Here is a 25,879-nt window from a genome sequence, read left to right as displayed (position 1 = left end):
GTGCCCTCCACCCCCGGGAGGATCTGCGGCACTCGGCGTCCGCACGGTGGTGCACCGGCCGTAGGCTCGCCGGGTGGAAGAGACGACACCCAGCAGCCGACGGGTCCGGGTCCTGGTGGCCGACGACGAGGCGATGGTCCGAGCCGGAGTGCTGGCCGTCCTGGCCAGGGATCCGCACATCGAAGTGGTCGCCGAGGCGAGCAACGGGCACGAGGCCCTCTCGCTCACCCACCTGCACCGGCCTGATGTGGTCCTGTTGGACATCCAGATGCCCGGCATGGACGGGCTGACGGCGGTCGCACGGCTCCGCCAGGAACCGGCGACGGTGGGTGTGATCATGCTGACCACCTTCGGCCAGGACGAGTACATCACCCGCGCCCTGGAGGAAGGTGCCGACGGCTTCCTGCTGAAGGCCGACGACCCGAGGGAACTGCTCAACGGTGTACGGGCGGTGGGCGCCGGTGGCGCCTACCTGTCGCCCAGAGTCGCCGGGCGCGTCATCACCGGGATGCGCGCCCATCGGGCGGCACATCCCCGCCGCTCACTGGGGCGGCTCACGGAACGGGAGCGCCAGGTGCTGGCCGGACTCGGGGCTGGGCAGTCCAACGCAGAGATCGCGAGCAGTCTGCACCTGGTCGAAGGAACGGTGAAGGCCCACGTCAGCGCGGTGCTCTCGAAGCTGGGCGCACGCAACCGGGTGGAGGCGGCCATCGTCGCGTACGAGGCCGGCCTGGCACCGTCACACCGTGCCTGACCTGGTGTCGGCGTTCCCCGCTGCCGGTCCGTCCGATCTGTTCAGTGTGCTTCAGCGACTGCTCCGACCGGGCTGACGACCGGGCAGGTCGAGCTGAGGAGGGCGCGGGAGGCAGCGACCCAGAGACAGGCCGCCCCGTTGCCGTGGGCAGCGAACCAGGCGACACCGCGTTCGACGGGCGGTCGCCCCGTGCCCAGGGTGGCTTCGTTGCCAGGTGGCTTCATTGCCAGGTGGCTTCGTTGCCAGGGTGCTTCCCCCTTCTTGGTCGATTTCGACGCCTCCGAGATCCGTCGCGGTCAGGCGCAGGTCGAGGGCAGTCAGGTTGTCGCGCAGGTGCGGGCGGTGGGAGCTGCCAGGGAGCAATCACCGAGGCCTGTGGATCGGATGAGTTCGGCTATTGGCTCTGTTGGTCCGCGTCGAGCAGTTCGGTGAGGCGGCGGACAGCGAAGGAGACCAGCGGCCGCACCGGGATCAGTCGGCATGGGGCGTTGCCGACCAACACCTCCTCAATGCCGGCCTGCTCCTCGAATTCGCGGCCGATGGCGGGGAAGTACCTCCCGTTGTCGTTGCCGACGTCGAGCGTCTCGACCCACACCCGCTCACCGTCGAGGTCCCGTGGGAAGCGACGGACCTTCAGACGTGGTTCGGGTGTGAGGGTTTCGGCGTAGTGCAGGAAGGTGTTGCGGTCGTGGCCGACCCCTACGAGGAGGATGTGGCCCTCAAGGTCGTCCAGACGGCCGAACGGCGACGTGCGGCCGACCGCGAATCCAAGGGTCTGACGGCAAACGATCTCGGCCGCCTGAGCGCCGACTGCGGCAACGGACGCCTGCGGATGCGGGCTGCGCACACTCTCGGGCAAGGAACGCAGAAATTCGGGGACGGCGCCCATGCCGGTGGACGGCAGGTCGGGATGGAAGGTGGGGACGGCCGCGCGCCGTTCGATCACCGCGGCATCGGGGATGCCGACGTGATCGGGGTCGGGGTCGGTGACCTGCCAGGTGAAGGTGGGGGCAACCAGCGTTCCGGCCGGGCCGAGTACGGTGCGCAGGCTGCCGATCACGGTGGCGGCTCCACCGTGGACGCGGCCGATGCTGGACAGAGACGAGTGCACGATCACGGACATGCCTTCCCGGACTCCGACCTTGCGCCACCCCTCCACCAGGTCGTTTTTGGCCAGCCCGTCGTTTCGCGGCTCGGTCGTTCGCATGCTTGAGGATCTCCGTCTTCAGAGTGGTGGGGTGCGGCGACCGCGTCCTGGGTGGGCACCACCGCGAGCACCGGGGCGAGGCCTCTCAGGTTGTCCGCGTACAGGGGCGAAAGTGCGCCGGCATCGGTTTCCGGCGGAACGGCGAGCCACTGGTGGAGCCAGAGTTGCGGCAGGGCGCGGGGCGGGGCGGGGCGGCTGCGTACTCGGCCATCGACGGGTGGTCGTACAGGGCTGCCGGTCGATCGCGGCGCCGGGGTCCGGCTCCCCCGTGATCGCCCGCATCGCGCTGGAGGCCCAGGAGCGGTTCTCCGCAGTGCGGCAGGTGAGCAGTTCCTCGTCCGTTGTCGCCGAGAATTCCGGCTCCGTCGGCCGCTCCGTGTCAGTGGCCTCGCCCATCTCTCCCCCTTGGTCGAGTTTGTGGACCGACGATCCGGAACCTTCGCCGTAGGTTTGCGTCCCCGTACGGTAATTTCTACGGCGTAGGTTTGCAAGGGAGGAGTGAACGTGTCTATACGCGCCCAGGGCACTTCAGCGGGACTCGACCGCCGGCGCATCGCCGCCGCCTTGACACTGGTCGACTGCGACGGCCTGGAGCGCTTCGGGGTACGACGGCTCGCGCAGGGACTTGAGGTCGACCCGATGCCGATCCACCACTGCATCAAGGGCCGGACGGCACCGCTGGACGCGATGTCCGAGGCGGTGCGGCTCCTGCCGGCACCCCGACATGCCAATGGCCGCGCCCTCACGAAGGGGCGCGGCCATTGGCGCGATGGCGGTTTCTGTCAGCCGCCCTTGGTCAGGCGTTCGCAGGAGTTGAGGGCGCCGGTGTTCTCGTTCCAGTTGCAGATGGAGAACCACACCCCGCTCACACGGTAGAAGGGTTCGTTGCCGAACGAATAGAACTGACTGTCGTGGACGCGGTACTCCCGGAGAACGCCCTGGTCGCTGTTTACGACGAGGCTGGAGCCCCAGCCGTCGCCGTCGACCAGGTCCCCCACCTTGATGTCTTCCAGGTAGGCGGTGTAGCTGCTGCCGACTTTCTCGTAGTGGTAGCGCACAGACGCATAGGAAGCGTGATTGGTCGACTCCCCTCCGAAGATCGAACCGTCAGCCGCCTGGGCGGATCCGGCCAGGGCAACGGTGAGGGCTGCAACCCCGGTCAGTGCTGTCGCAGCGATGCGTAAGCGCACGGTGGCTCCCGTGTTGTCTCGGATGCTGGCCCCGGCGATTATCAGCGCCTGCGCGGCAAGTGCACAGGGCATCAGGGGCTGTTGGCCGGATTGCGCTGCCGTATCCGATTCCGTGTCGGCGGAACTCCGGGACAGACTCCTGATTCCGTTGCTTTCAGCGATGCGCGTGGTCGATGGCCGACCTCGTGAGAATGGGTGAACGTGCCTGGTGAGTGAAGCCGGGTGAAGGGCCGACTGCGCCCGCACGGGAACCGCTGAAGTTCAGCACACCCCGGAATCCGGCACTGCCGGCGCAGTGCTTGCCACCGAGGCAGTCTCGGAGCTGCTCCAGATCGAGATCGTGACAGCCTCGGTTCACCGTCCTCCGTCGGCCCCCACGTGGAACCTCGTCAGTGCAAAAAGGATCACGAGGTCGAGTGCCATGACCGGGATGGCCCACGCCGGATAGTACGGAACGAACATGAACTGCGTGATCAGGCTGATCCCCGCCACCGCCACACCGGCCCCGCGACCCCAGCTCTTGTTCGTCAGGATCGCCAGCCCGGCAACGACGAGCGCCACGCCGACCACGAGGTGAATCACCCCCCAGGCGGTGAGATCGAACCGGTAGACGTACCGGGTCGAGACGGCGAACAGGTTGTCCTCTGCGATACCGGATGCGCCCACGAGGATGCTGAGCGGCCCGCTGAGCATCATCAGGGCCCCGGCCACCTGGGACGCACCGTCGATCCCCGCGCCGGACCCCGTGGGCCCGGGCGCTGTCTTGTTCGGCGTCGCTGTCATGGCCGTAGCCTTCCTGTTTCGGTGCGGCCACCGACGCACACGGCCCGTGCGAAGACAGCCACGATCCCCTACCAGGATCCCCACGATTCTCCGGTACCGCCACCGCGCCCCACCGCGAAGAGGCCGACGGACACCGACACGTCCTCGTACGGCACCGTCGTCTCGACAGGACCCACCCACCACCGCGCGCGCAACGCTCGGGCCGCAAGAGCTGGACGGGGTGTCGCGGATTCAGGAGGCGATATGCAACCCTCGATCCGGTTCGCCCTATGCGGCTCTCTCTCCAGTTCGCCGTTGCGTGTGGATGAGGTGCAGTGATCAGCTGCCTGGAGTTGACCGACACCCTGTGCCGGGCGAAGGGACTCAGCGGGCGGGAGCCGGCTCGGACGACGGCTGCCACTCCCGCCTGATCAGCCCGTAGACCCACGTGTCGGAGACCTCGCCGTTGACGACGCACTCTTCCCGCAACGTCCCTTCACGTACGAAGCCGAGCTTCTCCAGCACGCGGGCAGAAGCCACGTTGCGTGTATCGGCCTCAGCCTGGACGCGATTCAGATCCAGCGTGTCGAATGCCCACCGCAGCAGAGCGCGCGCGGCCTCGGTCGCGTAGCCGTGACCCCACGCCGCATCGTCGAAGCAGTAGCCGAGCGACGCGCTGCGGAAGTCCGGATTCCACCCGCTCAGAGTGCACCAGCCGATGAACGCACCGTCGGAGGCACGGTCCACGGCCAGTCGCGCCCCGGTGCCCTCTTGTGCCATCTGCCGGCAAGCCGTGATGAACTTCTCGGCGCGCACGCGATCGCTCCACGGCGGGGAGTCCCAGTAACGCAGCACATATGCGCTGCTGTGCAGCGCGAAGAGGTCGTTCGCATCCGCGTCTTCGAAGGCACGCAGTCGAAGACGAGCGGTGTGCAACGAGGGGGTGGGCAGCGACGTCCTCATGTTCCCTCACTTGATCGGCGACCGACCAATCAGACATCCGACGCGGGTCACTCGCAACGGGATTTCTCCGTGCCTGTCGCGACCTCGTCGGGCAGGCCGGCACCGAAGGCATTGTCGTGGACAGAGGCGACGAGTACCACCACCGCAATCACCAGGCCGCAGGACGTCAACGGCCAGTCCCCGCTTGTGGCCCGGCCCGGCACCTCCTTGGCCGCGTCCCGCCCCGTCGTTCCGGCGGGCACACCGGCGGCGGCGTGCAGGCTCCGGGCGTCGAGCACCACGGGCTACGACCGGCCGACCGGCCCCTCTTCTCCCGCACCCGCCGGCGCAGCAGATCATGGACGGTCCGGTCGCTGCCGTCGTCGGCCCACTCGTCGCGGCAGGCCGTCGGCGTCGCTCCCGACTCCCTTGTCCCCCCTGGTCCTCACAGCGGATTGCGGGTGGGGAACTCACGGGCGGGGCGCTTGTCGGGTGCCGGCCGGAGCGGAGTGCGACTGCCGCCGCGTCGTCCTGCGCTCGCAGGTCGCCCCAGGACGACTCCAGCCAGAACGAGTGCCAGCCCGCACAGTTGCTGGACCGTCAGCACCTCTCCGGCCACTGCTGTGCCGAGCAGTACCCCTGTGACCGGGTTGAGCAGCCCGACCAGGCCCACGGTTCCTGCGGGCAGGTGCCGCAGCCCGATGAACCAGGCGGCGAAGGCCAGCGCGGTGGCAACGAAGCTGACGTAGCCGAACGCGAGAAGCGCGGGTGTGGAGAGTGAGGGCGCAGGGCCCTCCACGGCTGCGGCGACCGGCAGCAGGAACAACCCTCCGGCGGTGAGCTGCCAGGCGGTCGAGGCAAGCACGTCGGTACCGGCGTTCCACCGCTTGGCCAGGATGTGACCGAAGGACGACACGAGCATGGCCGCGACCGAGGCGAGGATCCCCGGCATGCTCACTCCTCCCGTTCCCGTGAGCAGCATGAGACAGACCCCGCCGAGCCCGATCGCGGCGCCGACCAGGTGTGCGATGCCGGGCCGCTCGGCGACGAGGACCCGGGCTATGAGCATCATCGCCAGCGGGGACACCGCCATGACGGTCGAGGCGATGCTCGTCGGCAGCAGTTGGGAGGCGGCGTAGACGAGCACGAAGAACACGCTCACATTGAGCAGCCCGAGCACCGCGGACCGCCACCACCACGCACCGCGCGGTCGCTGCCTGCGCAGACCCAGCAGAACGAGACCGGCGGGCAGCGCTCGCAGGGCCGCCCCGTAGAGGGGGCTGTCGGGCGGCAGGAATTCATGGGTGACGTAATAGTTGGCGCCCCAGGCCACCGGCGCGACAGCGGTCAGGGCCACCCACCGCAAATTAGCTTCCATGGAAGACAATATAACTTCCCAGGAAGCTATCATGGTGAACATGGACGATCCGCAACCGCTGGACCGCGTGGCCCGCTTCCAGGCCGACTGGCGCCGTGAGCGGCCCGACCTCGACATCTCCCCGCAGGGCGTGATCGGCCGACTGCACCGCCTGGCCGACCATCTCACCGAGGAACTCTGCCTCGTCTACGCGCGCTACGGACTCAGCGAGGGCGAGTTCGACGTCCTGTGCGCACTGCGCCGCGCCGGTGAGCCCTATGAGCGCGCTCCCGGCGAACTCGCCGCACACACCATGGTCACCACCGGCGCGATGACGAAGCGAATCGACCGCCTGGAGCGGGCCGGACTCGTCACCCGCCGCCGTTCCGACGACGATCAGCGCGGCCGGATCGTGGCCCTCACCCAGCCCGGTCGCGAACTGATCGACCAGGCATTCACCGACCACATGCACAACGAACGCCGCCTGCTGAGCCTGCTGACGCCCGCCGAGAGCAAGGCACTTGAAGGACTGCTCACCACCTGGATCTCACAGATGGAGAATCCGCGCTCCTCCGACAGCAAGTAACCCCATCGCCGCCGGGAGGCCGATTGGCTGCGGGAGCCGCCACGCCTCCAGCCGGTGCGGCGGCGCCCGTGCCCCCTGCGGAGCTCTGCCGGCGCGGACGCCTTGGCCACGGCGGTGGCGACCACGACGAGCCGTCGACTCTGCGGGATCCATACCGACCGGAAGATCCAGTACACCCCCACGGATCACCTTCTGGCCATGGTCCGGGGGTGCCATCCCATGACGCGGATGCCAGAGTCACGATCACTGCGCGGCGGGGTTGTTCCAGTCGTCGGGAAGGGGGCTGTGGCGTTCGGTGAGTGGGCCGACGCCGAGATCTTCACGCATGAGCTTGCGCATCTCGGCGGCTGCCTTGCCGCGCGCCTCCCAGCGGGCGCGATCCTCTGGACTGCTGACAGCAGTGCCGCCGACGTAGCCGTCGCAGATGCGTCGCAGACAGTGGAACACGCTGTTGGAGGCCTGGACGACGGGTTGGGGCGCTATGAGCCACATACGTTCCGACGCGGTGCCCATGCCCGAGTCCCGAAAGGCCTGGCGCAGCGCGAGCGCCCGCTCGCCGTCGGAGGAGTGTTCTCGCTCGGCCAGGGCCCGCAGGGTCTCACCGAGGACCTTCACGGTGGTGGTGTACTGCGTGTAGATGTCGAGCCGCAGCCGAAGGGCTTCTTTGGCATCCTCGCGCTTCCACCGATTGCGATCGGCGACTAGCGTGGCGACGATGCCGATCGCGGCCCCGGCCAGAGTGGAGAGCAGTGGCAACCAGTCCATGCGGGCCAGCTTGGTCCATCCCGTGGCGGCGGCACCAGATGGGCTTCGAGAACGAAGCTGCACAGCCTGCGCCGAGTACCGATCACGTAAAGGACCCTCCAGCACGCTTTCCTCCGCGAGCCTTCTTCCGCCTCCGGCCGATGCAGCCGGAGATCACCGTCGCGTGGGCGGACCGCACCTTGCCGGACAGCTCGTGCCCTGGGCGAGGAGGCACCTGGAACTGACGACTCGGAGCCGGAGGACATCCCGGCCGAACCCATCCGGTCGACAGACTTGAGTCTCCAGTGACTGGAGACAGCAGAGTTGAGGACATGGACGTCACAACCCTCCACTCGATCGGGGATCTCTCCCGGCGGACCGGCCTGTCCGTGAGGACCATCCGGTTCTACTCCGATTCGGGGGTGGTGACTCCGACCACCCGAAGCCCCGCCGGCTATCGGCTCTACGACCGCGACGCGCTGCTTCGTCTGGAACTCCTCCGTACTCTGCGCGAGCTGGGCATCGACCTCGCCACGATTCGACGGGTACTGGACCGTGAGCTCTCGGTGGCGGAAGTCGCCGCAGCGCACGCCGACGCCATCGACGTCCAGATCCGGACGCTGCAGCTGCGCCGGAGCGTTCTGCGGGTCGCAGCCGGACGCGGGTCCGACCCCGAGGAGACCAAGCTCATGCACAGGCTCACGCAGTTGTCCGGCGAGGAACACCGGCGCCTGATCGACGAGTTCATCGAGGGCACCTTCGGCACAGCGGATGCCGACCCGGCCGCGGTGGCCATGGTGCGCGCTGCCGCTCCCGGCCTCCCCGGCGATCCGTCCAGCGAGCAGGTAGCGGCATGGGTGGAACTCGTCGAGCTGATGGGCGACGAGGGCTTCCGGGCCCGGATGCGCCGGACGGCCACGTGCCAGGCCGGAGGGCGCATGCTCGACATCGAGAGCGGGGCCGGCGAGGAACTGGTTCGGTTCACCCGTCAGAAGGTGGCCGAGGCCATGAAATCGGGCATCGACCCACTCGGCAACCGGGCCGTGCTCGTCATCGACGACCTTGTGCACCGCTTCGCCGAAGTGTTCCGGCGCACGCCTGACACGGAGTTCCGGGAATGGATGGCCCAGCAGTTCGAAGCAGCGCACGATCCCGGGGTGGATCGGTACTGGCGGCTGGTGTGGATCGTCAACGGTTGGCAGGTGGTGCCGAACCTGATCCCGGTCTATCCGTGGCTCGTCCAGGCCCTGCGAAACAACGGGGACGCGTAGCCATCTCGGTGGAGACCGCCCCGTGACGCCCGGCCGGGTCACCGGCCGAGCGGGAAACCCCTGCCCGGGCCCTGCGGAGGGGGCCAACGCTGTCCGCTCCGCGCGGAGCGGGGCGGAGCGGAGCTGGGCAGAGCGGGGCGGGGAATCCGCGTATTCGCCGTGCTGTTGCTCGGCGCCCCTGCGTCGCGCACCCGCCGGCGGAGGGCGACTCGCGTGGTCGGCAGAGGCCGTAGATCGGTCAGGGACGAAAATAGACACCGCACGACGTCACCGGTTTGCCGTTCGCATCGTCGAGGCAGACCCCGACGTACGAGCCGCCGCCGACAACATCCGCGGGAAGTGTGGCGGGCACCGAAGTCACCGTGTTGCAGTGCGTACTGCTGCTCCTGGCGCCGAGCGGGTTGGCATAGTCGTCGAACACGCTGTACCACGCTCTGCGGCAGCCGACCGACTTCAACGTCCCGGTGAAGTCCACCGACCGGTTGTACCAGGTCAGGGTGCCCGAGATATAACTTCCGGCGCCGTCGGAGACTTTGACCGGGGTGGTGGGGTAGGCGGCTGCCGAAACCGGGGCCGATGCAACGGCCGGCGCGGTCGACGCCGTGGACATGAGCAGGCCCGCCGCGGCGAGAAGGGTGAGAGCAGATCGGCGCAACACGACGTATGTCTCCTTCGACGCGAGTTGCTGGATGACGCCACAAGGTTGCCCGCAGCCCTCGCCCGTCAACCCTGTCGAAGGTCGGCGTTCCGCCGTCGGAGGAGGTGTCCCGATGACGGCTTCTGCAGCCGGCCGCGCCCTGTTCCAGCGGAGAACCCCTGCCTAGGGCTGGGGTCGCAGGCGTACGGGAAGGGCTTTTAGATGCCAGTTGACAGGGTTGGTGCCGCGTTGCAGGTGTTTCGGGTCGGTGGTGAGCCGCAGGTCGGGGAAACGGCTGAGCAGCGCGGCCAGAGCCACGGCGGTCTCTTCCTGGGCGAGGTGCGCGCCCAGGCAGCGGTGTGCACCGTGCCCGAATGCGAGGTGGGATTCCTTGCTGCTGCGGGTGCGGCCGAGATCGAGGCGGTCCGGGTCGGTGAAGGCGCCCGGGTCGCGGTTGGCCGCGGAAACGATCGGGAGGACGGCCTCCCCGGTACGTACGGGGGTGCTGCCGACAGTGGTGTCGCAGGTGGCGTAGCGGGGCAGCGCGCGCACGACGGGGCCGCAGTAGCGCAGGAGTTCGTTGACGGCGTGCGGCATGAGGGCCGCGTCCTCGCGCAGCAGAGCGAGCTGGTCCGGGTGGGTGAGTAGCGCTTCGGTGCTGTTGGCGATGAGGTTGACGGTGGTGATGTGTCCGGCGACGACGAGGTTGGTGATGAGGGCGACCAACTCGTCGATGCTCAGCCGGTCATGGTGATGGGGCGCGAGCAGTTCGGAGATGAGGTCGCCGCCGGGGTGATCGGCGTGGTGGTCGACGAGGGCGTGCGCGTCCTCGACCATGCCGGCGAGCGCGGCGCCCAGTTCGTCACCGCAGATACCGGCGGTCAATGTGGCGCTCCGTGTGCGCCAGCGGTCCCGGTCGGCTTCAGGGACTGCGATGAGCTCACAGATGACGGTGATGGGCAGCGGCCGGGCGAAGTGCTCGATGAGGTCAACGACTCCGTTCTCCGCGTGGTCCGGCAGGCGGTCGAGCAGTTGGCCGGCGATCTCCTCGATCCTGGGGCGCAAAGCGGCCACGCGGCCCGGAGAGAAAGCGGCGGTGACCAGACCGCGGAGGCGTCGGTGATCGGCGCCGTCCGCGTCGAAGATTCCGGCACGCAGGTATTTCTCGTGCCCTGGGTACATGCCACGGGCCTGCCAGGTCTGTTCGGTGCGGTGGGCCACCGGTGCGCCGGGGACGGTCGCGGCGTCCATGGTGAAGCGGGGGTCGCTCATGACCATGCGGATGTCGTCGTGGCGGGTGGCCACCCACATCGGGTCGACTCCTTGCACGCGTCCGCGCACCATCTGTTCCCTTTCACGGACGGGCGCGTAGGCGGTGAACGGATCGCTGACCAACGCCTGATCGGTCAGGTCCAGCAGTCCTACGTCCGGCTCGATGGTGCCGTGTTCCTCCGCAGTCACTTCGGATCCTCCAAAGCAGGTGATCGTCCGGTGTCGGCATCATGCGCGGGGACGGTGCTCCCAATCCCTCCGGGGCGTCAATCCCTCCGAACGAATGCAATTGCCGCAGGGTGCACCGTCATCGGATCTGCGAACGGAGTCCTGGGTGAACGGGCAGGTGGGCCGGCGACCGCGGCGGACCTCCCGGCTCCGACAGCGTGCAGCCGCGTGGATCTGTGGCACAAGGTCTCTGGAAGCGTGGCGGAACGGTGACATCGGGGCTCCAGAATTGAGCCTGTGGACACGACGAACCGATTCCGGACCGTGCGGCTGGGCTTCCTGTGGCGTTTCTCAGGCGTGGGGCCCGGATGCCTTCTGGGCCTTCTGACAGCCGTCGCCCTCAGCACGAGCGGCGCGGTGAATCGGTTGGGCGTTGGTGCCAGCCTGCTGATCGTCGCCGCGGCCGTCCCCGTCGTGGCCCTGCCCGCGCCCATCAGCTTCTGGCTACGCGCCGACAGCGAGGGCCTCACCCTCTCCAGGGCGCTGCTGCGCCGTCGCTACCGCTGGCACGACATCACGGGCCTGGACATGGCCTTCGGCGAGGACCCCGATTCGGACGCGGCCCGCCTCACGATGCGTCTGCGCCTGACCACGACCCCCGCCACCGGTCGCGGACCGCTCGTCGGCGTCCTCGGTCTCGCCCCCGGGCATCAGCTCCGGGGCACCGAACCGCGCCGCCTCGCAGACCTGTTCACCCTGCTCGCCACCCACGGTGTCCCCCTCGCCGAGCCGGACTTCGCCGACCGCGTCCTCGCCGCCCACGGGCTCCCCCCGCTCGCTCCTGGTCCGGACCCGGTCGGCTGACCCGACCTCCCGACCTCCTCCGCCCGATCGCGGAAGCACTGGCAGGGACGCGCTGATCGGGCTTTCTCCATCGGAAGGCTCGGCGCCTCGCGCTCGGGGAGGTGGGCTCCGGCCGGTCGGGGGCGGATCTTCGTACGCCCGGCAGCCATCCGGCCGGGGCCGCGTAGTGGCGGTGGTCGGGGCCTGAACGGTTCATTCGGTGGGCGGAACAGCCCGACTCTCTCGGGGCATAGCCGTCGTACCGGTGGCGATTGTCACGAGGGGTACGCCGGTCCGGGCGCGGGGACGGGGCCGCCGGGGCGGAACCGCTCCACCCCGACGATGTGCCGCACCTTGACGGGGCGCACGATCACCGCGACCCGCTGTTCCTCCGGCATGATCCACTCGAAGCGATCGACGCCCAGGTACTTGCGGGCCAGCCGGTCCATCCGGTCGTGTGCCTCCTCGCCCTCGATGAAGCGCGCCACCACACCACTGATCTGCACTCGGTCGAAGGGGTCGGCGGCGTCCGCGTGCGAGAGATAGACGCGGGGGTCACGGCGCAGGTTTTCCTCCTTCACCCGCCCCACCGAGGTGTTGAACGTCAGCTCCCCTTCCCCCTCCAGGTCCACCCACATCGGGCTGACCTGCGGAGCTCCGTCGGCGAACACGGTGCCGACGTACCAGATGTTGGGGGCTTGCAGTCGGGTGCGGACGGCTTCTTCGAAAGGCGCAGTCATCCCGGGAGGCTATCAACCATGATCGGCTGGAGAGTTCGGGGCAATCCGTGGAATCCGCCGGGCGAAGGCGCTGCCGGGCAGTCTCCGGACCGGCTGGTCCGGCCGCTCGATGATCCGCGTACCCCGTGTGATCGTCGACTACGACGAGCGGTTCGAACCGCTGCGCGCCCGGCGTATCAACGGCAGCGGGCACCAGCCGGGCGACCCGGACAAGGCCGCGGCCGGGGTCCTGCGCATCGTGGCGGCCGACCAGCCGCCGACGCGCCTGCTGCTGGGCACCGACGCGCCGCGGCTCGTCCGGGCCGGACGCGAGGCCTTCGAGCGCGACGTGTCGGCGTGGACCGGGTTGTCGGCGTCCACCGACTTCGACGACGTCAGCCGGTCCCCCTGAACCCACTCGCTGTCGGGCCCCGGCGCGGGGCTCCGCCGGCGGGCGGTCGTCACCGAGCCGGCCCGCTCCTGGTCCACCACAGCAGGCCCTGCTCGTGGCCGTTCACTCCGCCCAGCGCGTCCTGGTGTCCGGGCGGATGCAGGGCTCGGGCGAAGAGGCAGGCATCAGACGCCCTTCAGAACACGGTCAAGTGCCGCCCGGCCGGCAGGCCCCCAGTTCGGCTTGCCCCCGGGAAGGCCCCGGTCTCCGTTCTGCCCCATGAGCATCAGGAAGAGGCTCTTCAAAGCGGCCAGTCCGCGAGCGCGTCGGATCGCCGCCTCGTCTGCACGGGCGTACGTGTCGAAGAACCGTGAGGCGGCTCCTTCGGGGAGCAGCACCCATGCGGCGGCGAGGTCCCACGCCGGATCACCGGCGAACAGGCAGCCGAAGTCGACGACGCCCGAGAGTGTTCCGTCCGAGACGACGACGTTCGCGGGATGGAGGTCTCCGTGCACCCACACCGGCGGGCCTTCCCACGCGGGGGCCGCGACGGCGTCGTCCCAGACGGCCCGGACGTCGGCAGCGAGGTCGTCGGGGGCAACGGCCTGGAAGAAGCTCTCGAAGTCGTTGGTGCAGTTCCTGGGATGGGCACCGCGGTCCGTGGTGATCGGCGCCTCGGCGGGCGCCTCCACATGGAGCGCCCGGAGGAAGCCCGCCAGCGTGTCGGCCGCGTGGGCGCCGCGGCTGATCGAGCCGTGGTCCAGCGGCTCGCCGGGAACCCACGTCATCACGGTCCAGTGCTTGGGGAAGCGCTCGGACGGTTCACCGAGCCGCACCGGGGTCGGCACCGGGAGCGGCAGGCGCGGGGCCAGCACGGGTAGCCACCGCCGCTCGTTGAGCTGGAGTTCCGGGGTAGGGTCCATGCGCTGCATGCGCACGGCCAACTCGTCCCCGAGGCGCCACATCTGGTTGCCCCAGCCTCCCGCGACCTCGCGGATGGCCAGCCCTGCGAGGTCCGGGTGTTGCTCCCGCAGCAGGTCGCGGACCAGGTCTGGGGTGATCTCGATCTCGGTGTCGGTCATACGAAGTCACAGTACCGAGGCGGCAGGCGGAGCGGCTCTCGCCCCCGGATCATCTCGCGGTGATTCCTCCGGCGTCATCGATTCGGCTTCAGAAAGCTGCAGGTCAGAGGCTTTGGGATGGATCGCCCCCGGGAGGTCCGGCAACTCGGCGTGAGCCAGAACACCGTCCTGCGGTTCTCTCAGGACGGCGAGCCCGAAGAGCTTTTCGGCGGGCGGGCAGTGATGGATTCCCTGACCGGGACATCTCACGCGCCGGGTAGAAGGACGGCCGGTGTCGACCGGTCGACACCAGGAAGGCGACGAATGCGCCTGTGACAATGCAGCCGGGCCTACCCGCCATGCTCCTGTGCGGGGGATCCAGCGCTGCCTTGGAATCGGCGAACCTCGCGACCATATCGACACTCACCGAACTCACGAACGCATGGCCGATAGTGGCGGGTACGACCGAGTCGGAGCGCGGTCGCAGCCATGTGAAGACCGGCAGGACGAGAAGGCACCTCACCAGCATGGCAGCACCGACACATACCAGGGGCGACCTGGGTACTGTCCGCCCGTCAGCAGCGCGGGCAGGTGCCACAGGGCGAACGCCGCGCCGGTGATTACGTACGCCCGTATCGGCTTGAGACCCGTGCCGTCCTGCGCGAGGGGTGGAAAGAGGTGGCCCTGCCGGCCCACTTCCTCGCCGAAGAACAGCGGAAGCGATACCAGCATGTTCAACTCCGCTGCGGCCGCCCACGCGCCGAGCCCTTGCCAGTGCATTCCGTCAAATGGTCGGCGGCCGGCAAAGGTGCCGATGCAAGAGCGCCCGCGGTGAGACCGGCGGGGACGGCGAAAGCCGTCAGGCCCGCCCGTACCGCACGCCCCCGGGCTTCAGCCACCGCAGGGCGAGCGTGTCCCGAACCCGGCCGCTGCGCCCGAACGGGGCGCTCTGCCCGACGACCGGCCGACGCCCCGTCCGCGGGCAGGTCAGGCCGTACGGCCGGCGCGCCCGCGGACAGTGGCACCAGCGGCGGTGGCGGGCGAGAGTACGGCCGCGATCAGCATCAGCAGCAGGACGGGCAACATCGCGGCGCGCAGACCGTGGTGCTCGCCGAGGAAGCCCAGCAGCGGCGGGCCGGTCAGCAGTGCCACGTATCCGATCCGGGAGGTGAGGGCGATCCGGGCGGTGGTGTCCGGGCCGGACTCGCCGGCCGCGGAGAGCGCCAGCGGGAACCCGAGCGAGGTGCCGAGCCCCCAGAGCAGCACGGCGCACGCTGCGGCTGCCGGGGCATCGGCGAAGGACACCAGGGCGATGCCCACGGCGGTCAGAAGCGCGCCGCCGCCGAGCACCGCGGGCCGCCCGAACAGGGTGACCACGGGCCCGCCGGCGAAGCGGCCGACCGCCATGGTGGCGGCGAACCCCGCGCAGACCGCCGACCCGAGGCCGGCCGGCATGCCGTGACCGTCGACCATCAGCAGTGGCAGCCAGTCGGTGGCGGCGCCCTCGGCAAGGGTCACGGCGAACACCACGCCGCCGATCATCAGCAGCCGCGGGTCCAGCAGCAGCCCGCGCTTCCGGGAACCGCCGACCGGTGCCGGCCCCGCCCCGGGGGACGCCGGGAACCCCGAGGAGATCGGCTCCGGGCGGCCCAGGCCGGGGCGGAGACCCGGCACCGCGCGGGCGAACAGACCGGCCGCCAACAGCAGCACCGCGGCCAGGTGCCAGGACACCGGTAGGCCGGCGGTGGCACCGGCCACCCCCAGGCAGGCGCCGATCACAGTGCCGAGGCTGTAGCAGCCGTGCAGCGCCGGGAGCACCGGTCGGCCGAACTCCCCCTCCACCACGGCCCCGTCGACGTTGCTGGCGACCTCGGAAAGGCCGATGCCTGCGCCGATGAACAGCAGACCGGCAGCCACCGTCGGGGCTGAGGCGGCCGCCGCGCCCAGCGCGGCCGTCCCCACGCCGGCCAGCACCAGGCCCATGCCGGCCAGGATCACCGGCCGGGTGGTGAACCGCGCCACCAGGGCGCCGGCCACCAGGATGCCGAGCATCGAGCCGATCGACATGCCGAACAGCACCAGGCCCATCTCCGCGGTGGAGGCCCCCAGCCGGTCCCGGACGTCGGGAGTCCGGGTCACCCACGTGGCGAGCGACAGCCCGGGTATCGCGAAGCAGAGTTGCAGGGCTCGGCGGTGACGGCGGATCACCGGGTTCGGGAGGATCGGCTCCATGGTGCGGGGCCTCCAGGACGGGGTGATTGGCCTACCCGCGCACCCTAACCGCGGCGCCGCTCCTGCTCCCGGCCGGGGTGGGGCGGGCCGGGCAGAAAGACGGCCGCAGCCGCGAGCGGTCGCACGCTTCCCGTTCTTCGAACCCGGTGCGGCACGTGTTCGCGACCTGAATGTCACGGCGCCTCACGGCGCAAACACCGAGTTGAGCCAGAACCCGGCGGCGTCGGCTGCCCCGGACCCCTTGCGCCGCTCAGATGGCCAGAATGCCGCCGTCCACCGCCACATGGCTGCCGGTGGCAAATGAGGAGCGGTCGCTCAGCAGCCACAGGGCCGCTTCCGCCACCTCTTGCGGCTCGGCCATCCGCTTCTGTATCTGGCGTGCGACGAATGCCTCCTCCAGGGCCGGGTCGGCCGTCACCGCCGCGTTGATCATTTCGGTCCGGGTGGTGCCCACAACAAGGGAGTTGACGCGAATGCCGTATGCCCCGTATTCGGCGGCCGTGGCCTTCGTCAGGCCCAGGACGGCGTGCTTCGCCGCGACGTAGGGGGATGGTGCGCCGGTGGCGATGAGCCCTGCCGAGCTGGCGGTGTTGACGATCGTCCCGTGGCCGGCGTCCAGCATGACGGGGATCTGACGGCGCAGGCAGTTCCATGTCCCGCGTACGTTGACATCCATGATGCGGTCGAAGTCCTCTTCCGGCAGTTCGTGCGATCGGCCGAAGGTGGATCCGGCGTAGCCGGCGTTGTTGAAGGCTCCGTCGAGGCTGCCGAAGCGTTCGACGGCCGTCGCGACGGCGCGCTCGACGTCGTCGGCCCGCGTCACGTCGCCGACACTGCAGGCCGCTTGTCCGCCGGATGCCTCGATCTCGTGGGCGAGGTCCTTGAGCCGGTCTTCGCGTCGGGCCATGAGGACGACGGCCGCGCCTTCGGAGGCGAAGAGCCGCGCTGCGGCCTCGCCTATGCCGCTCGACGCTCCGGTGATCATCACGGTCCTGTCGGTCAGCAGGCCGGTGCTGTGCGCTGAGGATGTCCGATTGTTCATGACGCGAGTAAACCTGAAGTGGCGGACCGCCACACGGCTTTCACCAGACGGGCGTTCGATTCGGTGGTGCGACGCGGGCTCAATGGCACACTGTGCCCGCAGAGTTGCCGGAACAGCAGAACCACGATGAAGGCGCAACAGACACGTTGAAGAGGCCCGACCCGAGTGGGCAGGCCCCCTCCGACGACCACGCACATGGCCATGGCCGCAGCCATCGCGGTCGCGGTGGCGGTGGCGGTGGCGGTGGCGGTGGCGGTGGCGCCACCCTGGTTCGGACGGTGCTTGCCGAAGTTCGTGTTCAGCCGCGTCTCATAGGTGTTGGGGAGGTGACGGCGAGCCCGTGGGTGGAGTGTTCCCCGCAGCGCTCGATTCGGCGGGCGGGCGCCCGTCGTGATGGTGCGGCGGTCCACGCCGACCCGCGAACCGGCACAACACGCGTGGTGCAGTGCCGGGGGTTCACCGGGTGAGTGAGCCGTGCTGACTCAGCTCAGCATGTTGCGCCGGATCAGTGTGCTGCTGAGCCCGGTGGCCGCCGCCCGCACTTGCGTCGTGAACCGGTCGGGCCGGAATCTCCCGGTGGGCCCGGCCACACTGATCGCGGCGAGCGCCTCGTTGCCGAGCCCCAGCACCGGCGCGGCCACACAGACGAGCCCGGGTGTCGACTCCTCCCGCTCGAACGCGACGCCCGTCTCGGTGATCTGCCGAAGCTGGCGGCGCAGGGCGCCCGGTGCCACGACGGTGTGCGGGGTGCGTCGCTCCAGCGGCCCGGCCAGGACTTCCTGACGCAGCTCGCCGTCGGCGTGAGCGAGCAGTGCCTTGCCGACGGCGGTGCAGTGCAGCGGCATCCTTCCCCCGGTGCGCGAGGGGGCCCTGGCCTGGCGGTGCCCGCCGATCTTGGCGACGTAGACGACGTCGTGCCCTTCGCGCACTCCGAGGTGGACGGTCTCGTGGGTGCGCTCGTACAGGTCTTGGAGGAACGGCATCGCCACTTCCAGCAGGCTCCGCTCGGGCGCCGCGAGCATGCCCAGTTCGAAGAGGCCGCCGCTGGGGCGGTAGCCGCCGTCGGTCCGGTCGAGCAGACGGTTGGCGACCAGGGCCCCGGACAGGCGGTGCACGGTCGCCTTGTGCAGGCCCGTGCGTCGTACGAGTTCAGCGAGGCTGACCGCCCGGTCATCGGGCCGGAACGCCCGCAGGATCGTCACCGCCTTGCCGAGCACGGTGTCCAGACCGGTTGTTTCCGCCATGCCGCCAGCGTATCGCTGAGTGAGACGAAACGCTGGTTCGGGTGCGTGCCCCGGGGACACAGTGAAGCCGTGACCGAGAACCAAGGGCTCGCCGCTGCGAGCCAGTCCGACATCACCGCCGCGGCCGCGCGGCTTGCCGGGGCGTCCGCCTCCGGCAAGCCCTGTGCGCCCGTGCGGGACCTGATCGGCCGGGATGATCCGGCTGCCGCGTACGCCGTCCAGGCCGCGCTGACCGAACGCCGCCTCGCCGGCGGCGCCCGGATCACCGGCCGCAAGATCGGCCTGACCTCCGAGGCGGTGCAGCGACAGCTCGGCGTCGACCAGCCCGACTTCGGAGTCCTCTTCGACGACATGGCATACGCGGACGGCGGCACGATCCCGGCCGGGCGGATCCTTCAGCCCCGGGTGGAGGCGGAGATCGCGTTCGTGCTCCGCGCCGACCTGGCCGACGGCCCGCTCGACACCGCTCAGGTCCGGGACGCTATCGAGTACGGCGTTGCCGCGCTGGAGATCTGCGGCAGCCGGATCGCCGGCTGGGACATCAGCCTCGGCGACACGGTGGCCGACAACGCCTCCGCGGGCGCCTACGTGCTCGGGGCCCGCCGGCGCACCCTCGACGAGACCGAGCCGGTGGACGTCGTGATGTCGATGAGCGTCGGCGGCAGGGAGGTGTCCGCCGGGACCGGCGCGGCCTGTCTTGGTGACCCGGTCGAGGCCGTTGTCTGGCTGGCCCGTAAGGCCCGCGACCTCGGTGATCCGCTGCGCGCGGGGCAGGTCGTCCTGTCGGGCGCGCTCGGTCCGATGCGGCAGGTGTCCCCCGGCGACACCGTCACCGCCACCCTGTCCGGCTTCGGTGCCGTGACGGTCGGCTTCAGTGGGAAAGAGGACTCATGAGCAGGACCAAGGTCGCGATCGTCGGGTCGGGCAACATCGGCACCGACCTGATGATCAAGGTGCTGCGGAGGGCGAAGCACCTTGAGATGGGTGCCATGGTCGGGATCGACCCCGCCTCCGACGGCCTGGCCCGCGCCGCGCGGCTCGGCGTCCCGACCACGCACGAGGGTGTGGACGGGTTGATCGCGATGCCCGGTTTCGACGAGATCGACATCGTTTTCGACGCGACCTCGGCCAAGGCGCACGAGGCGCACGCGAACAAGCTGGCCCCTTTCGGAAAGCGGTTGATCGACCTCACCCCGGCGGCCGTCGGGCCGTACGTGGTGCCCGCCGTCAACCTCGACGAGCACCTCGATGCGCCCGACGTCAACATGGTCACCTGCGGTGGCCAGGCCACGATCCCGGTCGTCGCGGCGGTCAGCCGCGTCGTACCCGTCGAGTACGCCGAGATCGTCGCGTCGATCGCGTCGAAGTCGGCCGGCCCAGGCACCCGCGCCAACATCGACGAGTTCACCGAGACCACGTCGGCCGCCATCGAGCGGGTCGGCGGGGCGCGCCGCGGCAAGGCGATCATCATCCTCAACCCGGCGGAGCCGCCGCTGATGATGCGGGACACGGTGTTCTGCCTCGTCACGGCCCCGGAGCCGGCGGTTCAGGAGGAGATCAGGCGCTCGGTCACGAAGATGACCGCCGACGTCGCCGCGTACGTACCCGGATACCGGCTCAAGCAACAGGTCCAGATCACCGAGATACCCGCGGACCAGCCGGTCGGCACGCTCCTGGCCACCGCCGGCACTCCCCCGCCCACCCATCAGGTGTCGGTCTTCCTGGAGGTCGAAGGCGCCGCCCACTACCTCCCGGCCTATGCCGGCAACCTCGACATCATGACCTCCGCCGGCCTTCAGGTCGCGGAGCGCATCGCAGCAGGGAAGGCGGGCCGCTGATGGGCACCCCGATTTTCGTCCAGGACGTTACGTTGCGCGACGGAATGCACGCCGTACGCCACCGGATCGCCCCGGAGGACGTCAAGCGCATCGTCACCGCGCTGGACCGCGCCGGTGTCGACGCGATCGAGGTCGCGCACGGCGACGGCCTCGCCGGAGGGTCCGTCAACTACGGCCCCGGGTCGCACACCGACTGGGAGTGGATCGAGGCCGCGGCCTCCGTGCTGGAGCGTGCCCGTCTGACCACGCTGCTGCTGCCGGGCGTCGGAACCCTCCACGAGTTGAAGCGCGCCCACGACCTCGGAGTCCGCTCCGTCCGGGTCGCGACGCACTGCACCGAGGCGGACATCTCGGCACAGCACATCGCCGCGGCGCGCGAACTCGGCATGGATGTGTCCGGGTTCCTGATGCTCTCCCACATGGCGTCTCCCGAGGTACTGGCCCGGCAGGCGAAGCTCATGGAGTCCTACGGCGCGCACTGCGTCTACGTCACCGACTCCGGCGGCCGGCTCACGATGCGCGACGTGGCCGCGCGCGTACGCGCCTACCGGGACGTCCTCGACGACGGCACCGAGATCGGTATCCATGCCCACGAGAACCTGTCACTGTCGGTCGCCAACTCCGTTGTCGCGGTCGAGAACGGCGTCCGTCGAGTCGACGCCTCGCTGGCCGGTCACGGCGCGGGGGCGGGCAACTGCCCGCTGGAAGCGTTCATCGCGGTCGCGAACCTCTCGGACATCGAGCACGGCTGCGACCTGTTCCGGCTCCAGGACGCGGCGGACGACATCGTCCGCCCCCTCCGGGACCGCCCGGTGCGCGTCGACCGGGAGACCCTCACCCTGGGGTACGCAGGCGTCTACTCCTCGTTCCTCCGCCACGCCGAGGCGGCCTCCGCACGGTACGGCGTCGATGTCCGCGACCTCTTGACGGAGTGCGGGCGGCGCCGGCTGGTGGGTGGTCAGGAGGACATGATCGTCGACATCGCGCTCACGCTGGCGGCCGGGCGCCCGGCCCGGCCGGCCTGACCGTGCGGCGGGGGCCGGGCCCCTCGTTCAGCGGGAGGCGATCAGGGCCTCGCCCAGCGCCGCCAGCGCATCGGCGAGCTCCCTCATGTACTCCCGTACCGGCTTGCCGTCCTTCGACTGGAGGGAGACGAAGGAACCGTCGAACCCGGCCATGCCGAAGTGGGAGAGGGCGCCCCCGACGGTGTCGGCGATGTCCTCGCCCTCGTCGATGAACGACGAGCGGATCATGAGGCGCATGTAGGCGCGCCCTTCGTCGCGGACGGATGTCACGGTCCGCAGCGCCTCCGGCGCCTCGGCCGCCTCGTGGCTCATCACCAGCACCAGGAGAAGGCGCAGGAAGTCCTCCCGGTTCTCCAGGACCTCGCCGGTTCTGTCCAAGTACCAGCCGAGCCGCTCGCGTGGGGTGCCGCCCTGCGGAGGGTTTCGGTGGGCTTCGCGCATGGCCTCGAAGAAGCCGTGCGCCCCCTGTTCCATGACGGCCGACAGCAACCCCGCCTTGGAGTCGAAGTGGTAGTAGAACGCACTCTTCGGCAGGCCCGATTCCTTGACGAGCGCCGACATCGATGTGCCGGCGTACCCCCGGGCGGCCATCACCCGGGCAGCCGATTCGAGGATCTCCTGCCGCGAACGGCGGCCACGTCGGTTTCCGGTGTGCGCCTGCTGCGCGGACGTCTGCACCCACGGAAGTCTAAGGGCTCCCCGCCGGCCCGGCCGGAACCGTCCCGGGACGGTCGCTGAAGCCGGCCCGTCCTGCGGCTCCTCCCACGGGCCGAGGGCATTCCGTCACGCATTCGACCCTTGACACATCGCCGCAAAACGTTGTTAACCTCGCCAGATATTGACCGACCGATCGGTCCAAAACTTCCGCACCGCAGTGCGGATGGGACAACGGAGTCATCACATGACCCACAGCTACGACGCGGATGTCGCGATCGTCGGGTACGGCCCGACCGGCGTGATCGCCGCACTCACTCTCGCCAGCAACGGCGTCTCCGCCGTGGCCCTCGAACGGGACCGGGATCTCTACACCCGGGCCCGTGCCGTCACCGTCGACGACTGGACGATGCGGATCTTCCAGAACATCGGCATCGACGAGCGGATCGAGAAGAAGATCGACCCCCAGCGGGCACTGCGCTGGGTCACCTACGACGGCACCGAGATCATGCGGGTCGATCACCCGGAGTCGGTGATGGGCCGTAGTGCCCGCGCCTACAACATCTATCAGCCGACGATGGAGGCCGAGCTGCGCGAGGCGGCCCGGGAGTACGGCGACCGCATCACCGTGCACTACGGCGCCGAGGTCACCGCCGTCGAGCAGGACACCCACGGGGTCACCGTGACCTCGACGGACACCACCACGGGGAAGACCCGTACCGTACGTGCCCGGTACGCGATCGGCGCCGACGGCGGCAGCAGCGCGACCCGCGGCCGGGTGGGCTGCACGCTGCTGGGCGACACCGGCAACGTCACCTGGGTGGTCATCGACTGCCGGGTCAAGCGCTGGTGGCCGGACCGCGACGTCCTGACCTTCTGGTCCGACAAGGAGCGCCCGGTCGTCGACATCGCGCTCTCCGCGGGCAACCACCGGTGGGAGATCCCGCTCAAGCCCGACGAGACCCCGGAGGACTACACGACCGGCGCCGACGTGTGGCCGCTGCTCGAAGCCCTCGGCGTCACACCGGACGACGTCGAGATCCACCAGCACGCCTTCTACAAGCACCATGTCCGGATGGCCGACACCTGGCGCAGGGGCCGGGTGTTCCTGGCCGGCGACGCGGCCCATCTGATGCCGCCGTGGGCCGGCGCCGGGATGCAGACCGGAATACGTGACGCCCACGACCTGGGCTGGAAACTCGCCCGCGTCGTCAAGGGCGAGCTGCCCGAGAGCTGGCTCGACACCTACGAGGCGGAGCGGCGGCCCAACGCCACGTTCTACACCGACCTCGCAGTCGACCTGGGCCGGGTCATCAAGCAGGAGAAGACCGGGATGGCGTCGGATCTCAACGCCCCGCCGTCACTCATGGGCGGATGGCTCAGGGGCCCGGTGGGCGACAGCAGCATCGTCGGCCGGATGGTCCCGCAGCCGGTCGTCGGCGACGCCCGGGGCCGGATGACACGCCTGGACGACCTGCTCGGACACGGCTTCGTCCTGCTCGGGGACGACTTCGACCCCGCGAGCCTGCTGACGGCCGGCGAGAAGGCCGGCTGGGACGCCCTCGGCGCCCGCTATGTCGCGGTGCGCCCACGGGCGGCACACACGCAGGGGGCCGACGAACTGGTCGACCTCGACGAGGTCCTCCTCACGTGGCTGCGCCGGTACGGCGCCCGCGCCGTGGCGCTGCGCCCGGACAGGTTCGTCGCCGCGGCCGACACCAGCGGCCTTGCAGTACCCGCCTGAGACAGCTCGGACCGCGCCCGCCGGTCTGGGAAGAAGCCGGAAGAGGATGAGGAGGAGACACATGTCCGGGGTCAAGGAACTCGGTTACGTCGTCTACGAAGTCAGCAACACCACAGAATGGGAGCATTTCGGCATCGAACTGCTCGGCATGCAGATCGGCGAGAAGACCCGCGACGGTTTCACACTGCGCACCGACGAGAAGGCGCACCGCTGGATCATCACGGAGGGGCCCGCCGACGACCTGGCGGTCACCGGCTACGAGGTGTCGGACCCGGTCGCGCTCGACGCGCTGGTGACGAAGGTGCGCGCCGCCGGGATCGAGGTCGCCGAGGGCGACGCCGATCTCGCCGCCGCCCGCAAGGTGGAGCGGATCTTCGTCACCGCGGACCCGATGGGCAACCGGATCGAACTGGTCACGGGTCTGGCCGACGCTGCGACGCCGTTCGAGTCCGGGAAACTGCTCGGCACCTTCGTGACCGGCGCCGGCGGCGCGGGCCACCAGGTACTCCTCGCGCACGGTGTACCGCGGGAGACCTACCTGCACTTCTACCTGGATCTGCTCGGCTTCAAGATCAGCGACATCATCATCGAGGAAATGTCGCCGGGTGTGTTCGCCGACCTCATCTTCCTGCACTGCAACGGCCGCCACCACAGCGTTGCCTTCGGGGAGCTGCCATCGCCGAAGAAGACCCACCACTTCATGGTGGAGGTGACCGACATCCACGACGTCGGCGTCGCCTACGACCGGTGCATGGACGCCAAGCAGCCGTTCGAGATGACCCTCGGCATGCATCCCAATGACCAGATGTTCAGCTTCTACGTCTTCACGCCCTCGGGCTTCAGCGTCGAGTTCGGCTGGGGCGGGCTGATCATCGACGACCGGACGTGGGAAGTGAAGACGCTCGACCGGCTGAACAGCTGGGGCCACCGTGCCCCAGGAGCTGTGGCCCAGCTGCTCGCCGCCGCACCCGACCCGCACGGAGAGGCCCACTGATGACCCTCGACCCCAACTCCATCGCACGCACCGTCCAGGCCGGCGAGTGGAAACTCCGCTACTACGAGGCGGGCTCCGGCCACCCCGTCGTCCTGCTGCACGGCAGCGGGCCGGGCGCGACCGGATGGAGCAACTTCGCCGGCAACATCGAGGCGCTGGCCGAGCACTTCCACGTGTACGCCGTCGACATGCCCGGCTGGGGGGAGTCGGACCCCGCGGTCGTCGACCAGCTCGACCATGTCGCGACGGCGGTCCAGTTCCTGGATGCCCTCGGCATCGAGAAGGCCGCCTTCGTCGGCAACTCGATGGGCGGTCAGACCTCGCTGCGGCTCGCCACGGAGCACCCGGACCGCATCTCGCACCTGGTCACGATGGGCCCGCCGGTGGGCCGGATCCCGACGCTCTTCGGCGCCGGCGGCGGCCCTTCGGAGGGGCTCAAGGTGCTGATCGAGGCCTACCGTGACGCCGGTCCGGAGAACATGCGCCGACTCGTCGAGATCATGGTCTACGACAAAGCCCGGTTCGCCACCCCCGAGCTGTGCCAGGCCCGTTCGGACGCGGCACTCGCCCGCCCGGAGCACCTGCGCAACTACGTGGAGGGCCTGCCGAAGGGCTCGCCCCTCCCGAAGTGGGTCGACCCGGAGCTGCTGCCGGCGATCCGGGTGCCGACGCTGCTCATCCACGGACGCGACGACCGTGTCGTCTCGTTCGAGACCTCGCTCTACCTGCTGGCGAACATCCCGGACAGCCGGCTGGTGCTGCTCAACCACTGCGGACACTGGGCGATGATCGAGCACGCCGACGAGTTCAACCGGCTCGTCGCGGATTTCATCGTGAACAACTGACCCTGCGGCAACGGAACCGACCGGCCACCGAGCTCGACGGGCCCTGTGCCACTACGACGGCCCGCGCAGCCCCCATGACACGGGGCCGCGCGGGCCTTTCCCACAGCTTGCGCAGGGCGTTCTGCCGTGTGCTCGCGCCCGGGCTGCCGGCCGGCAGCTCCCCCGTGCTGGGCGACGCCGTCGGGTTCCGCCATGGCCGGCGCGCCCCAAGAGCGGCGCCGACGGGTGCCGGCCGGACGCCGGCTCACGTCCGGACGCCGGACGCGAGCGGCACGTCATCTCTTTCTGCGCCTGCCGAAGAGCCGCCGTGCCGCGACCCTGATGTGCCACCGCTCGACCGACGCACGTACCGAGTCG

Annotated in this window: 27 protein-coding genes; 11 read left to right on the top strand and 16 right to left on the bottom strand. The window is 69.7% G+C overall.

Going from position 1 to position 25,879, the window contains the following annotated elements; all coding sequences use genetic code 11:
• Positions 1-73: 73 nt before the first annotated feature.
• Positions 74-754 carry a response regulator transcription factor gene (locus tag AADR41_RS01455; RefSeq protein WP_342279520.1) on the top strand — a complete coding sequence of 227 codons (681 nt, stop codon included), beginning with the start codon at positions 74-76 and terminating at the stop codon, positions 752-754.
• A gap of 394 nt (positions 755-1,148) precedes the next feature.
• Here the strand turns inward: AADR41_RS01455 and AADR41_RS01450 are convergent, their stop codons facing one another.
• From AADR41_RS01450 to AADR41_RS01425, 6 genes are all read right to left on the bottom strand, one after another.
• Entirely contained in the window at positions 1,149-1,877 is a 729-nt protein-coding gene (locus AADR41_RS01450; protein WP_342279537.1) for an aminoglycoside N(3)-acetyltransferase, read from the bottom strand.
• 866 nt (positions 1,878-2,743) lie between these two features.
• Positions 2,744-3,151: a hypothetical protein gene (locus AADR41_RS01445; protein ID WP_342279519.1), complete on the bottom strand. Its 408-nt coding sequence runs from the start codon at positions 3,149-3,151 to the stop codon at positions 2,744-2,746.
• Between the two features lie 354 nt (positions 3,152-3,505).
• Positions 3,506-3,934 (bottom strand): DUF7144 family membrane protein, encoded by a 429-nt coding sequence (locus AADR41_RS01440; protein ID WP_342279518.1) that lies wholly within the window; start codon positions 3,932-3,934, stop codon positions 3,506-3,508.
• 363 nt (positions 3,935-4,297) lie between these two features.
• Entirely contained in the window at positions 4,298-4,876 is a 579-nt protein-coding gene (locus tag AADR41_RS01435; protein WP_342279517.1) for a GNAT family N-acetyltransferase, read from the bottom strand.
• 47 nt (positions 4,877-4,923) lie between these two features.
• Positions 4,924-5,157: a hypothetical protein gene (locus AADR41_RS01430; protein ID WP_342279516.1), complete on the bottom strand. Its 234-nt coding sequence runs from the start codon at positions 5,155-5,157 to the stop codon at positions 4,924-4,926.
• Positions 5,158-5,300: 143 nt separating this feature from the next.
• Positions 5,301-6,233: a DMT family transporter gene (locus tag AADR41_RS01425; RefSeq protein WP_342279515.1), complete on the bottom strand. Its 933-nt coding sequence runs from the start codon at positions 6,231-6,233 to the stop codon at positions 5,301-5,303.
• A 40-nt stretch (positions 6,234-6,273) separates the two neighbouring features.
• On the opposite strand from AADR41_RS01425, the gene AADR41_RS01420 reads away from it, so the two are divergent.
• Positions 6,274-6,798, top strand: coding sequence for a MarR family winged helix-turn-helix transcriptional regulator (locus AADR41_RS01420; RefSeq protein WP_342279514.1), 525 nt, complete (start codon positions 6,274-6,276; stop codon positions 6,796-6,798).
• Between the two features lie 243 nt (positions 6,799-7,041).
• Here the strand turns inward: AADR41_RS01420 and AADR41_RS01415 are convergent, their stop codons facing one another.
• Positions 7,042-7,563 carry a hypothetical protein gene (locus AADR41_RS01415; RefSeq protein ID WP_342279513.1) on the bottom strand — a complete coding sequence of 174 codons (522 nt, stop codon included), beginning with the start codon at positions 7,561-7,563 and terminating at the stop codon, positions 7,042-7,044.
• Positions 7,564-7,874: 311 nt separating this feature from the next.
• On the opposite strand from AADR41_RS01415, the gene AADR41_RS01410 reads away from it, so the two are divergent.
• The gene (locus tag AADR41_RS01410; RefSeq protein ID WP_342279512.1) at positions 7,875-8,813 is read left to right on the top strand and encodes a helix-turn-helix domain-containing protein; all 939 of its coding nucleotides are present in this window, start codon (positions 7,875-7,877) and stop codon (positions 8,811-8,813) included.
• A gap of 238 nt (positions 8,814-9,051) precedes the next feature.
• Here AADR41_RS01410 and AADR41_RS01405 read toward each other — a convergent pair whose 3' ends face one another.
• Both AADR41_RS01405 and AADR41_RS01400 read right to left on the bottom strand, forming a co-directional pair.
• On the bottom strand, positions 9,052-9,471 hold the full coding sequence (locus tag AADR41_RS01405) for a hypothetical protein (protein ID WP_342279511.1): 420 nt from the start codon (positions 9,469-9,471) through the stop codon (positions 9,052-9,054).
• A 162-nt stretch (positions 9,472-9,633) separates the two neighbouring features.
• Complete coding sequence (locus AADR41_RS01400) at positions 9,634-10,911, bottom strand: cytochrome P450 family protein (RefSeq protein ID WP_342279510.1); 1,278 nt, start codon at positions 10,909-10,911, stop codon at positions 9,634-9,636.
• 405 nt (positions 10,912-11,316) lie between these two features.
• Between AADR41_RS01400 and AADR41_RS01395 the strand changes: the two genes are divergently transcribed.
• Positions 11,317-11,754, top strand: a complete 438-nt coding sequence (locus AADR41_RS01395) for a hypothetical protein (RefSeq protein ID WP_342279509.1) — start codon at positions 11,317-11,319, stop codon at positions 11,752-11,754.
• 254 nt (positions 11,755-12,008) lie between these two features.
• On the opposite strand, the gene AADR41_RS01390 is transcribed toward AADR41_RS01395, so the two are convergent.
• Entirely contained in the window at positions 12,009-12,473 is a 465-nt protein-coding gene (locus AADR41_RS01390; RefSeq protein ID WP_342279508.1) for a TIGR03618 family F420-dependent PPOX class oxidoreductase, read from the bottom strand.
• A gap of 109 nt (positions 12,474-12,582) precedes the next feature.
• Here AADR41_RS01390 and AADR41_RS01385 point away from each other — a divergent pair, with 109 nt between their 5' ends.
• Positions 12,583-12,864 (top strand): hypothetical protein, encoded by a 282-nt coding sequence (locus tag AADR41_RS01385; RefSeq protein ID WP_342279507.1) that lies wholly within the window; start codon positions 12,583-12,585, stop codon positions 12,862-12,864.
• Between the two features lie 164 nt (positions 12,865-13,028).
• On the opposite strand, the gene AADR41_RS01380 is transcribed toward AADR41_RS01385, so the two are convergent.
• The 5 genes from AADR41_RS01380 to AADR41_RS01360 all read right to left on the bottom strand — a co-directional run bounded on the left by AADR41_RS01380 (position 13,029) and on the right by AADR41_RS01360 (position 18,422).
• Positions 13,029-13,925, bottom strand: coding sequence for an aminoglycoside phosphotransferase family protein (locus AADR41_RS01380; protein WP_342279506.1), 897 nt, complete (start codon positions 13,923-13,925; stop codon positions 13,029-13,031).
• Positions 13,926-14,423: 498 nt separating this feature from the next.
• Complete coding sequence (locus AADR41_RS01375) at positions 14,424-14,684, bottom strand: CPBP family glutamic-type intramembrane protease (protein WP_342279505.1); 261 nt, start codon at positions 14,682-14,684, stop codon at positions 14,424-14,426.
• Between the two features lie 207 nt (positions 14,685-14,891).
• A complete protein-coding gene (locus tag AADR41_RS01370) occupies positions 14,892-16,136 on the bottom strand; it encodes an MFS transporter (RefSeq protein WP_342279504.1) in 1,245 nt (414 codons plus the stop codon).
• A 250-nt stretch (positions 16,137-16,386) separates the two neighbouring features.
• Positions 16,387-17,178: an SDR family NAD(P)-dependent oxidoreductase gene (locus tag AADR41_RS01365; protein ID WP_342279536.1), complete on the bottom strand. Its 792-nt coding sequence runs from the start codon at positions 17,176-17,178 to the stop codon at positions 16,387-16,389.
• Positions 17,179-17,660: 482 nt separating this feature from the next.
• Positions 17,661-18,422, bottom strand: a complete 762-nt coding sequence (locus AADR41_RS01360; protein ID WP_342279503.1) for an IclR family transcriptional regulator — start codon at positions 18,420-18,422, stop codon at positions 17,661-17,663.
• 69 nt (positions 18,423-18,491) lie between these two features.
• On the opposite strand from AADR41_RS01360, the gene AADR41_RS01355 reads away from it, so the two are divergent.
• From AADR41_RS01355 to dmpG, 3 genes are read left to right on the top strand one after another with little or no spacing between them, the layout of a single operon-like run.
• Entirely contained in the window at positions 18,492-19,316 is an 825-nt protein-coding gene (locus AADR41_RS01355; RefSeq protein ID WP_342279502.1) for a 2-keto-4-pentenoate hydratase, read from the top strand.
• A complete protein-coding gene (locus AADR41_RS01350; RefSeq protein ID WP_342279501.1) occupies positions 19,313-20,260 on the top strand; it encodes an acetaldehyde dehydrogenase (acetylating) in 948 nt (315 codons plus the stop codon). Before AADR41_RS01355 ends, AADR41_RS01350 begins: the two co-directional genes overlap by 4 nt.
• Positions 20,260-21,285, top strand: coding sequence for a 4-hydroxy-2-oxovalerate aldolase (dmpG, locus tag AADR41_RS01345; RefSeq protein WP_342279500.1), 1,026 nt, complete (start codon positions 20,260-20,262; stop codon positions 21,283-21,285). The genes AADR41_RS01350 and dmpG overlap by 1 nt, the downstream gene beginning before the upstream one ends.
• A gap of 27 nt (positions 21,286-21,312) precedes the next feature.
• Here dmpG and AADR41_RS01340 read toward each other — a convergent pair whose 3' ends face one another.
• Positions 21,313-21,963 (bottom strand): TetR/AcrR family transcriptional regulator, encoded by a 651-nt coding sequence (locus AADR41_RS01340; protein ID WP_342279499.1) that lies wholly within the window; start codon positions 21,961-21,963, stop codon positions 21,313-21,315.
• Positions 21,964-22,186: 223 nt separating this feature from the next.
• On the opposite strand from AADR41_RS01340, the gene AADR41_RS01335 reads away from it, so the two are divergent.
• From AADR41_RS01335 to AADR41_RS01325, 3 genes are all read left to right on the top strand, one after another.
• Positions 22,187-23,683 carry a bifunctional 3-(3-hydroxy-phenyl)propionate/3-hydroxycinnamic acid hydroxylase gene (locus AADR41_RS01335; protein ID WP_342279498.1) on the top strand — a complete coding sequence of 499 codons (1,497 nt, stop codon included), beginning with the start codon at positions 22,187-22,189 and terminating at the stop codon, positions 23,681-23,683.
• 61 nt (positions 23,684-23,744) lie between these two features.
• Positions 23,745-24,677: a VOC family protein gene (locus AADR41_RS01330; RefSeq protein ID WP_342279497.1), complete on the top strand. Its 933-nt coding sequence runs from the start codon at positions 23,745-23,747 to the stop codon at positions 24,675-24,677.
• A complete protein-coding gene (locus AADR41_RS01325) occupies positions 24,677-25,522 on the top strand; it encodes an alpha/beta fold hydrolase (RefSeq protein WP_342279496.1) in 846 nt (281 codons plus the stop codon). The genes AADR41_RS01330 and AADR41_RS01325 overlap by 1 nt, the downstream gene beginning before the upstream one ends.
• Positions 25,523-25,879: the final 357 nt, after the last annotated feature.

Origin of the sequence: Streptomyces sp. CLV115 (assembly GCF_038448545.1) — a bacterium.
Taxonomy (GTDB): Bacteria; Actinomycetota; Actinomycetes; order Streptomycetales; family Streptomycetaceae; genus Streptomyces; species Streptomyces sanglieri.
This window is presented reverse-complemented; position numbering and strand designations above follow the sequence as displayed.

Bases quoted from the DNA above. Each gene is read 5' to 3' on its own strand.
- AADR41_RS01435 (WP_342279517.1), bottom strand. From the start codon at position 4,876: ATGAGGACGTCGCTGCCCACCCCCTCGTTGCACACCGCTCGTCTTCGA.
- AADR41_RS01385 (WP_342279507.1), top strand. From the start codon at position 12,583: ATGATCCGCGTACCCCGTGTGATCGTCGACTACGACGAGCGGTTCGAA.
- AADR41_RS01330 (WP_342279497.1), top strand. From the start codon at position 23,745: ATGTCCGGGGTCAAGGAACTCGGTTACGTCGTCTACGAAGTCAGCAAC.
- AADR41_RS01410 (WP_342279512.1), top strand. From the start codon at position 7,875: ATGGACGTCACAACCCTCCACTCGATCGGGGATCTCTCCCGGCGGACC.
- AADR41_RS01415 (WP_342279513.1), bottom strand. From the start codon at position 7,563: ATGGACTGGTTGCCACTGCTCTCCACTCTGGCCGGGGCCGCGATCGGC.
- AADR41_RS01370 (WP_342279504.1), bottom strand. From the start codon at position 16,136: ATGGAGCCGATCCTCCCGAACCCGGTGATCCGCCGTCACCGCCGAGCC.
- AADR41_RS01325 (WP_342279496.1), top strand. From the start codon at position 24,677: ATGACCCTCGACCCCAACTCCATCGCACGCACCGTCCAGGCCGGCGAG.
- AADR41_RS01360 (WP_342279503.1), bottom strand. From the start codon at position 18,422: ATGGCGGAAACAACCGGTCTGGACACCGTGCTCGGCAAGGCGGTGACG.
- AADR41_RS01425 (WP_342279515.1), bottom strand. From the start codon at position 6,233: ATGGAAGCTAATTTGCGGTGGGTGGCCCTGACCGCTGTCGCGCCGGTG.
- AADR41_RS01350 (WP_342279501.1), top strand. From the start codon at position 19,313: ATGAGCAGGACCAAGGTCGCGATCGTCGGGTCGGGCAACATCGGCACC.
- AADR41_RS01450 (WP_342279537.1), bottom strand. From the start codon at position 1,877: ATGTCCGTGATCGTGCACTCGTCTCTGTCCAGCATCGGCCGCGTCCAC.
- AADR41_RS01335 (WP_342279498.1), top strand. From the start codon at position 22,187: ATGACCCACAGCTACGACGCGGATGTCGCGATCGTCGGGTACGGCCCG.
- dmpG (WP_342279500.1), top strand. From the start codon at position 20,260: ATGGGCACCCCGATTTTCGTCCAGGACGTTACGTTGCGCGACGGAATG.
- AADR41_RS01440 (WP_342279518.1), bottom strand. From the start codon at position 3,934: ATGACAGCGACGCCGAACAAGACAGCGCCCGGGCCCACGGGGTCCGGC.
- AADR41_RS01375 (WP_342279505.1), bottom strand. From the start codon at position 14,684: ATGCACTGGCAAGGGCTCGGCGCGTGGGCGGCCGCAGCGGAGTTGAAC.
- AADR41_RS01420 (WP_342279514.1), top strand. From the start codon at position 6,274: ATGGACGATCCGCAACCGCTGGACCGCGTGGCCCGCTTCCAGGCCGAC.
- AADR41_RS01380 (WP_342279506.1), bottom strand. From the start codon at position 13,925: ATGACCGACACCGAGATCGAGATCACCCCAGACCTGGTCCGCGACCTG.
- AADR41_RS01390 (WP_342279508.1), bottom strand. From the start codon at position 12,473: ATGACTGCGCCTTTCGAAGAAGCCGTCCGCACCCGACTGCAAGCCCCC.
- AADR41_RS01365 (WP_342279536.1), bottom strand. From the start codon at position 17,178: ATGAACAATCGGACATCCTCAGCGCACAGCACCGGCCTGCTGACCGAC.